Below are 13,879 nucleotides of genomic sequence, written 5' to 3' on the forward strand. Positions count from 1 at the left end.
CTTGCAAACGTCCTTGCAAAATACTATTCGCAGAGCGTTTTGCCGTTTGGGTATGTACTTTCTTTCCCGTAGATTTTGGTTATTGGGTGGTTAGCGATGAAGTATGTTTTTAGTTCTATGTAGCTATCCAGAGTTTTGTCTAGACTTTCGTAGTACCAGCTGATAGGAGCCTCGACTATAATTATATTATCTGCGTCTTTTTCAAAAACGTTTTCTTGGTCTGCAATTGGTTCTTTTCCAAGGTAAAAAGCGGGAATGCGAGCCTTCTCGTTGGTACTGTAGCTCCCTGTTAAACAACCGTTTTTGTAAAGCTTTGCTATCTTTTCCCAACCACGTCTGTGTGGGAAACCAAAGATTCCTTGGACTTTGTTGGCAAGATTTTTGTCAATACTAATCATTTCTCGACCAAAAACTTTTTTACTTCCCCACATATATTCGGGTCTTTTTTCGACGAAGATTTTGTGGTTGTAGGTTAGCGTTGTAGTAGTAATATAGATACCGACTAATACTGTAATAAGTTGGACTGCCCGCCCAATTCCCCAGAACCAGGTTCTGGGACCGGTCTTAGAACCTGATTCTTTTCCTTGGCCAGCTCTAGACTTTGCGTTGAGAAGGGAAAAGGTTTTCGCAATCGTATAACCTGAAAGGATAAACAAGGGGATAAAGATAATATAAACATGGGTGCGGGGAGTTTTGTTGAAGAACAAGTAAAAACAAGAAGAAGCTAGAAACCAGGCAAAAAGGCTGGCTTTGATTTTATCAATTTTTGGGGTAAAGAAAAGAACGCCAAGGGTAATTAGGGTTAAAGTGTAAAACATTAAAGTGGATCCGCGCGGTTTGATCCATTGGGTAGAAAACCAGAAGGTGAAAATTAAGGTAACAGGTAATAGGTAATAGGTGATAGGGATTAGTTTGCGGAAGGCGGAGAGCGGTGTGCGGAAAGCGGATGTATTTTTGAGAAGAGGGAATTGAGAATTGCGAATGATGAAATATAGAGAAAGGCAAGAAAGAATTACCAACGCAAAAATCATCTCTTTCGGCATATAGAATTTCATAAGAATTTTGCTATAAAGGGTGCGGGGCATGAAACCACTCCCTAGGACTCTTCTTTGCAAATAGTTTGAGGTTTCTCCGGCGGTGGAGTTTAGAAAAAAGGGAACGTAGAAACTTGCTGTTAGAATTAGAAAAGGTGTGAAGAAGGCTAGGGCTTTCTTTTTCCAAAATCCAAGCTTTATAGAATTGCAGTCATTCTGAGGTCTCCCGGGCTGCTGGGAGGCCGAAGAATCCTCTGCTGTATGCTGCGTGCTTTGTTGTAGGTGGTCTTTAGTCGCGGGGGATTCTTCGTCGTTTGGAGACTCACTCCTCAGAATGACACGGGATATTAGATCTTTTCCGAAATAGAAGCAAATAAAGGCAAGGAAGGTTAGCGCGTCGTAGTGGGCGAGTACTGCAATTCCGAAGAGTAATCCGGCTAAACAAAAGTAGCCGCATTCCCCAGCCCCTGGGGCTGCAGTCAAAGAAGCCCCAGGGGCTTCTCCTGCGGCGGCCGGGGAATCGCCCGGCTTTGATTTTATATTTGCAATTCCAAACAACGATCCTGCTAGTGGAAGCTGCCCAATTCCCCAGAACCAGGTTCTGGGACCGGTCTTAGAACCTGGTTCTTTTCCTTGGCCAGCCTTTTTGTTCTCAACAGCAAGGAGAAATAAGATAATTAAACCAAGTAACAACTGCACAAAGGCTTGGTATTGGGTAATCCTTGAAAAAGCAATGAACAGACCGTTAGTTCCTGCTAGTGCTGCACTAAGTATGCCTGCCCAATTGTTTTTTGTGAGCTTTCGTGTAACTTCGAAAAGTACATAGACAAAGGCAATACCAGCAAGGGCGTAAGGCAGGCGAATTATCCATTCTTCCCAGGTACCTGTTAAGTTATATGTCAACCAATTGATAACAAATTGTAAAGGGCCTTTATCGCGGCTCAGGAGGTATTGAATAAAGCTGCCCTGAAAGTAACGGAAGTCTAGAGTAAGAATTTCGTCACCTTGGTATTCCGCGTATCCTAAATCCTGCAACCGAACCCAGGCGGAGTAGGCGAGCGTGATGATAAGTGTTATCTTTTGTGTTAGTTTTAGTTTTTTCATTTTCTATTTCGAGTTAATTAAAAATCTCTTTTCCCTTTTCGAGCGATTCTTGGAGCGAGAAATCACAGTAAGAGAATTTATTCCTATTTTGACTTAATGAGACTTTCCGCTTTGTTGGGATTCGTTCGAAATGGTCCATAGGGTTACTTACCTTTTCGAAGGAGTCCCGACTGAGGAATCACAATATAAGAAGATCCCTATTTTGATTTCTCCCCAGGCCTCGAAAAGGGAATTGTAGATTCAAGGTTCTTTCCAAGTTGTCTTAATTGTTTCATTCAGATGTTCTATTTGTTTTTTTCTTTCTTCTGACATATTGTCGATTAGATCTTCCTTCTTCTTTTGGCTATAGTCTTTGATTTGCCTTTCTCGTTTCAGGGCCTCTCTTTTAGTATCACACATTTCAAAATAAACTAATTTCAACGGTCTTCTTGTTTTGGTATAACTAGGGCCAAGGCCATTGTGGTGCTTCCAGAATCTTAACTTTAGATCGTTGGTCATCCCAGTATAATATCGTGCAGTTCTAAGTTTAAGTATGTAAATGAAAAACATTTTATTTCTTCCTTTTCGAGCGATTCTTGGAGCGAGAAATCACAATAAAAGGATTTATTCCTATTTTGATTTCTCAGAGTATTTCGAAATGGGTGATAGGTTTATTTCCCTTTTCGAGTGATTCTTAGAGCGAGAAATCACAAAAGAAAGATTTTTCCTATTTTGATTTCTCGGCAGACCTCGAAATGGATCTGTTGCCCTGAAAAGTTTCTAGATAAGTTTCTGCAACAGCTTCCCACCTATAACCCTTCGCCATTTCTTTCGCATTTTCTGCTAAGTTTCTGCGTAATTCTGCATTCTTTTCTAATCTTATCATCTCTTCCGCGAGTTCCTCGGCGTTTTTAGTTTCGAAGAGAAGTGCGGTTTTTCCATCTTCAAGTATTTCGGCGAGGCCCCCAGTCTTAGAGGCAATTATTGGTTTACCTGCTGCTGCTAACTCTAAGGCAACAATGCCGAAGGGTTCTCTGTACGAGGGGATAATTGTAAAGTTTGCGTTTTGTATGTATTGAAGCAGTTCGATCCCTGATTTGAATCCCACAAAGCTGATTTTTTCCTCTAGGTTTTTTACTTTTACTAATTTTTCTAATTCTTTGCGGCTGGTACCGTCGCCGACAATAACTAAATTACTGTTCAACTCGTCTTCTACTTTTGCGTAGGCTTTGATTAAGGTATCCACACCTTTTTTTGGTACTAGACGGCCGAGGTAAAGAATGTAGGGGGAAAGACTCGCCAATTTTTGAGGGTCGGCTAACTTCTCAACCGCCGCACCTGCCTGCCGGCAAGGCAGGTTCCCTAGCCTCTGGGGCTGCGGAAAAGAAGCCCCAGGGGCTTCTCCTGCGGCGGCGCAGGCACCTACTTGGGCTAAGGGGCAGCCGGTGCAGGATGATTTTGTGGGTGATAAGTCCCGTCCTTTTTGTAAGGACGGGACTTTACTTTTTAAAAGGTCTCCGATTTGGAAAAATTTTTGGTCAACACCGTTAGCAATTATTTCAATTTTCTTCTCGGCTTGGGGAAAGTTATTGGTAAGGTCTTCTTTTATGTATTCGGAGTTAACAATAATTTTTCTTGCGCGGTTAATTAGTTTTTTTAGGAAGAACCGGTACCACAGCTTTTTTCCAAAAACTTGTAGATCATTGCCGTGGATGTTGAGGATTAGAGGTGCAGGGTTGGGTGAGAATAGGTCGCCGCATTCCTCAGCCCCAGGGGCTGGGTCCGCAGAAGCCCCTGGGGCTTCTCCTGCGGCTAACGCTAACCAGACATAGACCGAGGAATCGTCCGGAAAGTGGTAGTTGACAATGTCCGGGTTATATTTAGAAACAAGTCGAACGAGATTGGTTAGACCGGTTAGGAAACGAAAGGGGAACGCAAGGAAACCCAGAAGTGATCGCGGTAAGTTTAACCAGACTCGTTGAACATCTATGCCGTCCACTTGAGCTTTTTTCTCTTTTGCCTTACCCATTTGGGAAGCAATAACTAATACTTCATGACCCTTTGCTTTAAATTCTTTTGCCAGATTTAAAACAACATTTTCGACCCCTCCAGTAAAAGGAAAAAATCTGGAAGAAATTAAAAGTATTTTCATTAGGGTAAGAATAGCATATTTGGTTGGTAGTTCTAGTTGTGCTTTAATAGAGGTGTGAAGATAAAGAAGCTCTGGCGTGAAATTTCTATTTTTCTTTTCTCTGTTTTTTTGCGCTTGCCAAAGCTTGGCACGGGAATTTTCAACGCAGATGCTTTTCGTTGGAAAGCGCGTTCCTATAATTTTTGTAGTGGTTTGTTTGGTTTAGACTTTGCACAAACTGTCCAGTCTTCGCATCCTGGGGTTACGCTGATGTGGATTGGAACTGTGGGGATAAAAGTGTACAACGCATTTAACAGTTTATTTCGCGGTTCTTTACCTAGCGGAGATCAGCAAGTATTTGAATTGCACTTTGTGCAGAAGTTTTTTGTTGTGTTGGTATTTGCCGCTCTTTTTAGTTTTGCTTTTTACCTTTTGCGGAGATTGACAAACACTACCATTGCTTTTTTTGCTGTGCTGCTTTTAACTTTTGAACCTCATTTTTTGGCTCACACTAGGATTTTTCATCTTGATGGGCTACTTTCCATGTTTATGTTTGTTTCTGTGTTGGCACTCCTGTGCTATTTCGAGTTTTCGGGGAATCAAAATAGGGAGGTCAGCGGCGGTGATGAAGGCCAGCCAATTCCTCAACTCCGGAGGTTAAATCGAACTGCCGCATTCCCAAGCCCCAGGGGCTTCTGCGGACCTAGCCCCTGGGGCTTTCCATGCAGCGGTTTTCCCTTGCTAGTGTGTTTGATGCTTTCCGCGGTGTTTGCTGGCCTGGCTTTGCTTACTAAAAGCACCGCCTTATTTCTTATTCCTTTTGTGGGTCTGTTTGTGTTATTGGAATTATTTTTAAAAAGGGTTCGTCCAGCCGCCTCTCTAATCTCCGAGGTTAAATCCGCAGAAACCTTGGAGGTTTTCCCGGCGGCCTCTTTGTGGAAGGAATATTTTTTGTCATTTGGGATTTGGATTTTGGTGCTTGCGGCAACTTTCACTGCTTTTTGGCCGGTAATGTGGGTGCAGCCTCTAAAAACTCTTCAACTTTATTATTCTGGTATTACTTTGGAAGGATTTGGCGGGCACGGAAACTACTTTTTTGGTCAACGGACTACAGATCCTGGACCCTTGTTTTATTTAATGAGCTTGTGGATTCGGTTGTCACCGTGGCTTTTGGTTCTGGTTGTTTATGAGGTTTTTTCTTGTACTGCAAAAACTCTAAGGTCTTTATGTCAAAAAGAAAAGTTGGGAGTTGTTTTAAAAAAGAAGGGTTTGACAGTGGCTTTTTCTCTTTTTGTCATTCTTTTTTACATTTTTATATCTGTTCCTTCCAAAAAGCTAGAAAGATATTCTTTGCCTTTGTACCCAGCCTTGGCTGTATTGGGTGGCGTTGGCCTGTATAATGCCAAGAAAATCTTGGTTGTTTGGCTGAAAAGGTTTGAACTCGGATTTTCAAATCTCAAACAGGTTTTGATTTCTAGATTTAATGTAGTAGTGGCATTGTTGCTTTTTGTAGCCTTTATGGGTTCTACTCGAGGGTTGTTTCCGGATTATTTAGCTTACCGCTCGCCTTTGGCTGAGGGTTTGGAAGGTACTGTGGGTATAATACAGCCTGATTGGGTGTTTGGCGCTTCTCGAGTAGGTGAATTTTTTAATAGCTTGGAATTGGAAAAAACTCCTGTTGTTTATACTTTTAATCCTGGGCAGTTTCGACTATTTTTGCCTGGATATGTACGAGATACGCAAGATGTGGAAGGGCTGAGCACCGCAGACTTTATTATTCTTCCTGTTTGGTCGGAGCGTAATTTGGAAATAGATCCTGAGCTTTTTGATCTTGTTGAGGTGATAGAGGTTAACAACACTCCTGTATATAATATTTACCAGGCGCGCTGAGTACTTTTGGGGTGTAGCTACGAATAATAAGAATTTATTAAAATGGATTTAAAATTATTTATTAGGAAAAATTTCTGGTTAATTTTGGTTTTGATTGCTGTTGGACTGCATTTGGCAGTGGCGCTCCGGTTAGCTTTTTTTTGGTACAACAATTACAATATTGGAAAGTTTGATTTGGGTAATGCTGCCCAGGTTGTTTATAACACACTTCAAGGTGACTTTTTTGTGTATACAAATGAATTTGGTGCGCAGATCAGCCGACTTTCAAACCACGCTGATTTTATCCTTCTCCTTTTTGTTCCTTTTTTTACTATTTTTAAGACTCCTTTGGTATTGGTTGTTGCTCAGTGCCTTGCTTTATCAATAAGTGGGGTGGTTATTTATCTGCTTGCGCAGGAGTTTAATTTTTCCGAATTTGCTTCTTTTCTTTTTGCCGCTGCTTACTTGTTTAATGCAGATGTTGGTTATTTAGCTTTGGATGCTTTTCACGGTATAACTTTTGCTATTCCTTTTGTGCTGCTTAGTTTTTACTTCTTGGACAAGTACTCTAAGAGCCTGAAAAAGCGAGATTTAATTTGGTTTTTGCTCATGGCTTTTTTGGTGCTTATTTCTAAGGAGCAGACATCGCTTTTTATTGCTCTCTTGGGTTTGTACGCAGTATTTGTAAAGAAGCAAGCTAAATTGGGGTGGGGTTTATTTTCTGTGGGAGTGCTTTGGTTTGTTGGATACTTTTTTGTTGTTTCTCCTGCTTTTGGTGAGGCGCGGATTCAAAGTGCAGAAGTGTATATGCAACAGTTGGGGTTGGGAGCAGAATTGGGGGTAGATTTGCGGGAGAACCCTTTTATTTCTCGTTATGCGCACTTGGGGGATAGTTTGATTGATCTTGTTACTTTTCCTATTAGAAAGCCTTTTTTATTTCTTTCTGCAGCTTTTGATTGGAAGTATTTAAAAAGAATTTTGCTTCCTTGGGGATTTTTGCCGCTATTTGCTCCCGGTGCGCTTATTTTGGCTGTTCCCCAGTATTTGATAAATGTTCTCTCGCAGGGCGCTTTTATGACCCACCGCCACTATGGTGTTTTACATTATATTTCTTTAATCATTCCAATTGTAGCTTATGCTGCTGTTCTAGGTGCAGATAGAGTGAAAAAGTTATTACGGAAAGGTAGTTATAAGTTAGAATATTTGCCAGCTTTGGCAGTTTTTGTTTTTTCAGTTTTTGTGGCATGGAATGCAGAAAATCCTGTTGTGGTTAACCCAGTGGTAATTGGTAGAAGCGATGTCTTGCTAGTGGTTAGGAAATGGGCAGAAGAGCAAGAATTGGAAAGGCTTGCTGCTCTGTTGGGTGGCACGAGTTCTGGTGACGGGGATCGGGAGTCTTCTGCGGCAAGTGATAAAGAACCTGTGACAGATAGCGGTGATCGGGATGAAGTTGGAGCTACTGAAGAACCTGCAAAGCAAGTATTAAAGCCGCGAAAAGCTACTAGTGTGTATATTCTAAACCCCCGTCATAGTGGTGGGTACGATTTGGTTTTTGAATATTTAAAGGATAAATCAGGATCCATAAGTGGGCCAAATTCTCTTGGGGCAAAGCTGGTATTTAGAGATAATTATAATTTTTTTCCTTTACGCTGGCGGGATTCCAAATACGCGGTTGTGGATCTTAGCGGTCCTCCTAAGTTTTCGGGAAGTAGTGAAAAAAGTATTTCTCAACTTTTGCGTAAACTGCTTTGGGATTTAGAGGAAAGCGATTCTTTTGGGGTTGGTCTTTCCGGAAATGGTTTGGTTGTATTTGAAAATGGTTTGTCAGCTAGTCTTTATCAAGAGCTTGAACCACGGGTAGAGGAGGATTATGGTTGGTTAAGTCGCGATATTGTTGTTCGTAATTTTTCTGCTCCGGAGGAAGTTATGAAGGGCGAGGAGTTTAGTTTTGAGCTAGGATGGAGATGTTCTTTTGCAGATGAAACCAAGCCTTGTGGAAACTCTTTAGGATCTATGCCCTTTGTGGCTTTGGTTCCCAACGGAGAAAAATTTACTAGTTTTTACGATGCTGTGTACGGAATTTTCTTGCCACTTGGCAGGGATGTGCACTTATCTCGCTTTGAGCAAACATTAGAAATTCCGCAAAATGTTTCTCCGGGGATTTATAAAATTTGTCTTGGTTGGTATGAACTTATTCCCACAGAAATGTCAGGAAATGTTAAGCTGAAGGACGCCGTAGAGTTAGGGCAGGTAATTGTGAAATAAGGATTTATTTTATTTTTTTCAAATGTTTTGTATATAGAGATGACTAAATTAGTTAAATGGCAATTTTTTAGTATGATTTCGCGCTTTGCAGCCATGGGCATTGGTATTCTGCAAAGCATTTTTGTTGTCCGTTATCTTTCCACAGCAGAGTACGGGTTGGTTGGTTTGGTTACCTCGTTGGGAAGTGTGGTTGGAATTCTTTTGCACTTGGGCTTGGTTTCGGGAACAATTAGGGAAATTGCTGCGAATGAGGACGTGCGCGAAAAATTCCAGATCTTTGTTACATCTTTTTTTATCCGGTTAAGTGTGGCTGTTTTGCTTTCTCTTGTTCTTTTCTTTTCTGCTCCCTTGGTTGCTCGGAAGTTTTACTCTCATCCAGAGATTGCTTTTCCAATTAGGATTTTTGCAGTAACACTTTTTGTTCAGTCTGTTCAGGGTATTTTTGATGCAGTGCTTTCAGGTTTTAAGAGATTTAAGCAATTGTTTGTTTTTCAAGTAGCAATTGCTTTAGTCAGCTTGGCTTTATATATTCCTTTAATTTTAAAATTTGGGTTTTACGGTTACTTTTGGGCAATGTTGGGTCTAGCCATAATTCATTCTTTTGCTCTTTTTGTTTTGGCAATTGATTGTTTCAGTAAACAGTTTGGTTATTTAGCGTTTCCTCTGAAACAGTTTCCTGCTTTGGTTCAAAAACTGTTTCGTAATTTAGGATGGAATCGGCTTATTGTTTATGGAAAACGGATCTTTTCTGTAGGTTTTTCTATTTATATTGTTAAAATTTTATTTACTCTTTGGGAAAAATTCGGGCCGTTGGCGTTAGGTAGAGTAGTTAGCGCTTCGGACTTGGGTATATTTAATTTTGGTTTGTTTTTTGCAACCAAACTTATGACTGCGTCCGATGCGGTAACTGCAGTTAATCTTCCTGTTTTTTCAGAAAGTTTTGGGGATGGGCTGGAGAAGTTTAGGCAAGAATTTGATTCTAATTTTAAGAAGATTTTTGCTTTTATTACATTTTCTGCTGCTACTGCTGTTTTTTGGTCTCCTGAGCTTTTTTACATAGTAGTAGGAAGTAAATATAATGCTACTTTGCCTCTTGTTCCTTGGTTAGTTGTTGCTTTTTGGTGTTATTCTTTTGTCAATATTATTAATTCTAGTATATTAATTCCAGCTAAGATGACTCGAGACATGATTGTTTCTTATTTAATTCTATTGGTGGGAACTGCAGTATCGTTTTTTGTTTTACCAGACGGTCTTTATGCAATGGCATATGCGATGTTTCTGGGAAGCGATTTAGCACTACTTTGGCAAGCTTTTGCTCTTTTGCGCTATCCCGGAATTAGCATTTTTAGGCGGGAGACTGTTGTGCTAATGATTATTTCTATACCTCTTTTTGCTTTGTATCTTGTTTTTTCTAGTTTGGTTTTTAAAGCTTTGTTCTTTATCGTGATTTTTCTTGCGTTTGCTTATTTTGTGGACAGGTTTGGGATATTAAAATTTAGTAGAGTTTGCGAGCTTATAAATAAGCGACTTTAGCTGGTTCTTGCCTATTTTACAGTTGGAGGTGCGCTTAGTTTATGTTATTCTTGTTTTGATGATTTCTGTAATAATACTTATTTATAACCCCCTTCGCTAAAACTGCCTGCCGGTAAGGCAGGGCTATGGGGACATGTTCCGAGAGGAGTTAAATTTTTAATATGTTGTCAGTAGTTATACCAATTTATAATGAAGAGAAAAGTCTCGGGAAGCTTTATGACCGTTTAACTAAGACTTTATCAAAGATAGATGAGGAGTACGAAATTATTGCTGTAAATGACGGTTCTAGCGACGATTCTTTGCGAGTTCTAAAAAAGCTTCATAAGCAGGACTCCCGCTTTAAGGTAGTTGATTTTCGCCGAAATTTTGGGCAGACTGCTGCGTTGGCTGCAGGTTTTGATTATGCGCAGGGCGACGTGGTTGTTTCTATTGATGCAGATTTAGAAAATGATCCAAATGATGTTCCAAAGCTTTTGGATAAGCTTGATGAGGGTTATGATATTGTTTCTGGTTGGCGGCAAAACCGGTGGGTTGGAGGGTTACTTCAAAAGATTGTCCGCCGTGTTCCTTCTGAGATAGCTAATTTTCTGGTCCGAAGAGTAACAGGACTTGAACTTCATGATACAGGGTGTACTCTCAAAGCTTATCGGGCGGAAGTTTTGGAGCATGTTGAGCTTTACGGGGAAATGCATCGGTTTGTTCCTGCAATTGCAACTCGTTACGGAGCTAAAATTGCCGAGGTCCCGGTAAACTACCAGCCGCGAGAGTTTGGTTCTTCTAAATATGGGTTTTCACGTACAGTACGTGTTCTTTTGGATTTGGTTCTTCTTAAGTTTCTTTTGGGTTATGGTACAAGACCAATTCAGTTTTTTGGACTGCTAGGTGTTGTGCTTGGAGGTTTGGGATTTGTTTTTTCGTTATATTTGACGTACGTGAAATTTGGGTTGAATCAATCAATTGGACAGAGACCCCTTCTTCTGCTAGCTGTGCTGTTGATGGTTTTGGGTGTGCAGTTTGTAACCATGGGTCTTTTGGGTGAGATAGTGATGCGGACTTATTTTGAGTCGCAAAACAAGAAAATTTATGCGGTGAGGGAGTTTTTGGATTAGTCGTATTAGTCCTATCGGACCTATCTTCCAATGAAGAAAACAATTATAAAAGTAATAGTTAGTGTTGGGCTTTTTTTTCTGCTCTCTCGTTTGGTAGATTTTGGTGAGCTTTGGCAAACAATTGCTACTGCAAATCTTGCTTTTTTCCTTCTCGGTGCGGCTGTTGTTGCTTTCAACTACTTTATTGGTGCTGTCCGTTGGAGTGTACTTCTTGAAGAGGACTCTCCTTCTTTTTTAACTCTTCTTAAGTTTTATTATCTAGGGGGATTTTTTAATAATTTTATGCCTTCTAGTGTAGGAGGGGATGCGTATAAGATGTACCGCTTGGGTAAGGAGCTTGGAGACGGTGTTCAGGGCATAGCGGCTACTTTTATGGATAGATTTGTGGGTCTTTTCGCACTTTTTTGCCTTTCTTCTTTTGGATTAATTAGTTTTTTGGGAATTAGAGGTTTGGGCGTTTTTCTTGCTTTTTTAGTTTTGGCTGCGATTGGTTTGTGGTTTTTGAAGTTTGCTTCTCCTTGGCATCCGAAAATCGCCGAGTTTCAAGGACTTATTTATGCTTATCAAAATAAGTATAGAGTTCTTTTGAAAGCTTTTTTGCTTTCTTTTGGGGTTCAGCTTTGTTCTGTAGGAGCGCAACTTTTAGCTTTTCGTGCTTTAGATCTTTACCCTCCTTTGGGCAAGGCATTTTTTGTATTGCCGCTTATTAATTTTATTGCCTTTCTTCCTATTTCTTTTAATGGTTTGGGAGTTCAGGATATTTTATTTTCGCGCGCCTTTCCTTTGCTAGGAGTTGCTGGTGAAAGCGCTGTGGCTGCTTCCCTTGTTTATCACGCAATGAGGTTTGTGATCTCCTTGGTAGGAGGTTTAATTTATGCGCTAGAAGCTTTTGGAAATGGCACCCCACCTCCAAAAGAAGTTGAGGAATCTGTTTCAACCTCCTCTCGAGTTTAATTGGGTTAATTTTTTGTAGCTTATGCTTAAGAAAATAAAAATAGACAGACTTCTTTTAGTCATTTTTGTTCTTGCTCTTATTCTTCGTCTTTTCGGTATCTGGCACGGTTGGCCGTTTATTTATAATATAGATGAACCAGCTTTGGTTCGGAGTGCTATTGGGATTCGTTTTAATCCTAATCCTGGACATTTTGACTGGCCTCATTTGCATTTTTATCTTTCTTTTGGTGTTTTAGCTTTTTTTTACCTAGTTCGCGGTTTTTTTCAGATTGTGGGTTTGCAACTTCTTTTGATGCAGATAATCCCGTTCTTTTGGAAAGACCCCGCAATCTATTACTTGATTGTGCGTGTTTTTAATGCGCTTCTTGGTGCGCTGACTATTGTTCCTGTGTATCTTACAGGGAGGGTTTTGTTTGTAGGGGAGGAGGTTGTCGCAGGAGAAGCCCCTGGGGCTTCTGCAGACCCAGCCCCTGGGGCTGAGGAATGCGGCGGGGGAGATTTGGCGGGCCGTCAATCCAGCTCTCGCAAGGACGGGTCTTTCCTAGGCCGTTGGTTCGGTGATTTTAGTAATATAGCTTCTTTGCTTTCTGCTTTGGCGTTTGCGGTCTTTCCACTCCATGTAAGAGATTCTCACTTGGCAACAGTTGATGTTCCTATGGTGTTTTGGCTTGCTTGGTCCATGTATTTTGCGGCGAAAGTTTTAAAAAGTTCTGCTTGGCGCAATTATATTTTTGCTGGAATATTTGCAGGGTTGGCTGCTTCAACTAAGTATAACGGTGTCTTTATTTTGTTAGTTATTGTTTTGGCACACTGTTTGCAAATTTGGTTAAAAAGCCAGGGAGAAGAAACAAAGTTTGTTGCGACTTTTTTCTCAAAGAAGCTTTTGAAAGTTTTTGTTTCTGGGCTCTCTGCTCTACTTGTTTTCTTTCTTGGTACTCCTTACATTCTTTTTGATTTTAAAACCTTTTGGTCTTATGAGTATGGGCGGGGTTTTCTTTGGTTGTTAGAAGAAACTGGTAGTGTTTCCAGCTGGGCGGAGTATTTTGCCAATTTTAAATATTTAAGTTCTTTACCTAAGGATCTTTCTTGGACCCTTTATTTAATAGTCCTTTTTTCAATTGGTGAGTTTTTATGTTTACTACTTAAAAAGATTATTAAGATAGAATTTAAATTACCTGTCAGAATGAATGTTTGCAAGGACGGGTCTTGCCAAAGTGCTTTTTCATGGCAATTAGCGAGACTTGCTTTTTTGCTCTTCTTTCCTGTTTTTTATTGTTTATTTGTTATGCGGGGGAAGAAGTTTAATCCTCACTATTTCTTAGCGGTATACCCGTTTCTTGCATTGGTAGTGGGAAGATTTACAGCAAAAATCGGTCGTTTTGCTAGTTATTTATGGAATTCGGCAGAAGTACCAAGCACCAGATCACAAAATCTAAATAAATCTCAAGTTTCAAAACGACAGATCAAAAATAGGGGCGGCGAAGGTGGGACATTTGGGATTTCCGCGCGTAGCGTACTCTTTGCACTTATCTTGTTTGTTTTTGTAGTTCCTTTGTATCGCTCTTTTTACACTGGGTTGGTATATTCACGTGTAGATACGAGAACGCAAGCTAGTCAATGGGTAGGTGAAAATGTTTCGCTGGGATCTAGGGTTGCAATTGTAGGAACAGAAACTATTGAATTAACTGTAGAAGGTGTAAAGTATAAGACATACAAAAAGCTTAGTATTTTGGATAAGTTTGGGCAATACGATTTTGTGCTTGTTACTAATGAAAAACAAGATTATATGCTGGAAAAAATGGCTGATAATGGTTTTGAATTAGTTCAGGAGTATAGTAACGAAAAACCAACTCGCCGCGGTCCTTATGTTTGGATTTTTAAAAATATACAAGAGTGACCCC

9 protein-coding genes are annotated in these 13,879 nt (G+C 40.3%); 6 read left to right on the plus strand and 3 right to left on the minus strand.

Annotated features, from left to right (window positions below; translation table 11 throughout):
* Positions 1–23: 23 nt before the first annotated feature.
* The 3 genes from U9M98_00300 to U9M98_00310 all read right to left on the minus strand — a co-directional run bounded on the left by U9M98_00300 (position 24) and on the right by U9M98_00310 (position 4,269).
* A complete protein-coding gene (locus U9M98_00300) occupies positions 24–2,138 on the minus strand; it encodes a glycosyltransferase family 39 protein (protein ID MEA2020157.1) in 2,115 nt (704 codons plus the stop codon).
* A gap of 240 nt (positions 2,139–2,378) precedes the next feature.
* Entirely contained in the window at positions 2,379–2,687 is a 309-nt protein-coding gene (locus U9M98_00305) for a GIY-YIG nuclease family protein (protein MEA2020158.1), read from the minus strand.
* Positions 2,688–2,844: 157 nt separating this feature from the next.
* Entirely contained in the window at positions 2,845–4,269 is a 1,425-nt protein-coding gene (locus U9M98_00310) for a glycosyltransferase family 4 protein (GenBank protein ID MEA2020159.1), read from the minus strand.
* A gap of 54 nt (positions 4,270–4,323) precedes the next feature.
* On the opposite strand from U9M98_00310, the gene U9M98_00315 reads away from it, so the two are divergent.
* The 6 genes from U9M98_00315 (at position 4,324) to U9M98_00340 (ending at position 13,875) form a co-directional block, all read left to right on the plus strand.
* Positions 4,324–6,138: a hypothetical protein gene (locus tag U9M98_00315; GenBank protein ID MEA2020160.1), complete on the plus strand. Its 1,815-nt coding sequence runs from the start codon at positions 4,324–4,326 to the stop codon at positions 6,136–6,138.
* A 42-nt stretch (positions 6,139–6,180) separates the two neighbouring features.
* Positions 6,181–8,382, plus strand: a complete 2,202-nt coding sequence (locus tag U9M98_00320; protein ID MEA2020161.1) for a DUF2079 domain-containing protein — start codon at positions 6,181–6,183, stop codon at positions 8,380–8,382.
* A 39-nt stretch (positions 8,383–8,421) separates the two neighbouring features.
* Positions 8,422–9,915 (plus strand): oligosaccharide flippase family protein, encoded by a 1,494-nt coding sequence (locus U9M98_00325; GenBank protein ID MEA2020162.1) that lies wholly within the window; start codon positions 8,422–8,424, stop codon positions 9,913–9,915.
* Positions 9,916–10,076: 161 nt separating this feature from the next.
* On the plus strand, positions 10,077–11,024 hold the full coding sequence (locus U9M98_00330; protein MEA2020163.1) for a glycosyltransferase family 2 protein: 948 nt from the start codon (positions 10,077–10,079) through the stop codon (positions 11,022–11,024).
* A 30-nt stretch (positions 11,025–11,054) separates the two neighbouring features.
* Positions 11,055–11,978 (plus strand): lysylphosphatidylglycerol synthase transmembrane domain-containing protein, encoded by a 924-nt coding sequence (locus U9M98_00335; protein ID MEA2020164.1) that lies wholly within the window; start codon positions 11,055–11,057, stop codon positions 11,976–11,978.
* A 22-nt stretch (positions 11,979–12,000) separates the two neighbouring features.
* Positions 12,001–13,875 carry a glycosyltransferase family 39 protein gene (locus U9M98_00340; GenBank protein ID MEA2020165.1) on the plus strand — a complete coding sequence of 625 codons (1,875 nt, stop codon included), beginning with the start codon at positions 12,001–12,003 and terminating at the stop codon, positions 13,873–13,875.
* Positions 13,876–13,879 lie beyond the last annotated feature (4 nt).

The organism is Patescibacteria group bacterium (assembly GCA_034659915.1).
GTDB lineage: Bacteria > Patescibacteriota > WWE3 > JAUXAW01 > JAYEID01 > JAYEID01.

Bases quoted from the DNA above. Each gene is read 5' to 3' on its own strand.
- U9M98_00320 (MEA2020161.1), top strand. From the start codon at position 6,181: ATGGATTTAAAATTATTTATTAGGAAAAATTTCTGGTTAATTTTGGTT.
- U9M98_00300 (MEA2020157.1), bottom strand. From the start codon at position 2,138: ATGAAAAAACTAAAACTAACACAAAAGATAACACTTATCATCACGCTC.
- U9M98_00330 (MEA2020163.1), top strand. From the start codon at position 10,077: ATGTTGTCAGTAGTTATACCAATTTATAATGAAGAGAAAAGTCTCGGG.
- U9M98_00325 (MEA2020162.1), top strand. From the start codon at position 8,422: ATGACTAAATTAGTTAAATGGCAATTTTTTAGTATGATTTCGCGCTTT.
- U9M98_00340 (MEA2020165.1), top strand. From the start codon at position 12,001: ATGCTTAAGAAAATAAAAATAGACAGACTTCTTTTAGTCATTTTTGTT.
- U9M98_00310 (MEA2020159.1), bottom strand. From the start codon at position 4,269: ATGAAAATACTTTTAATTTCTTCCAGATTTTTTCCTTTTACTGGAGGG.
- U9M98_00305 (MEA2020158.1), bottom strand. From the start codon at position 2,687: ATGTTTTTCATTTACATACTTAAACTTAGAACTGCACGATATTATACT.
- U9M98_00335 (MEA2020164.1), top strand. From the start codon at position 11,055: ATGAAGAAAACAATTATAAAAGTAATAGTTAGTGTTGGGCTTTTTTTT.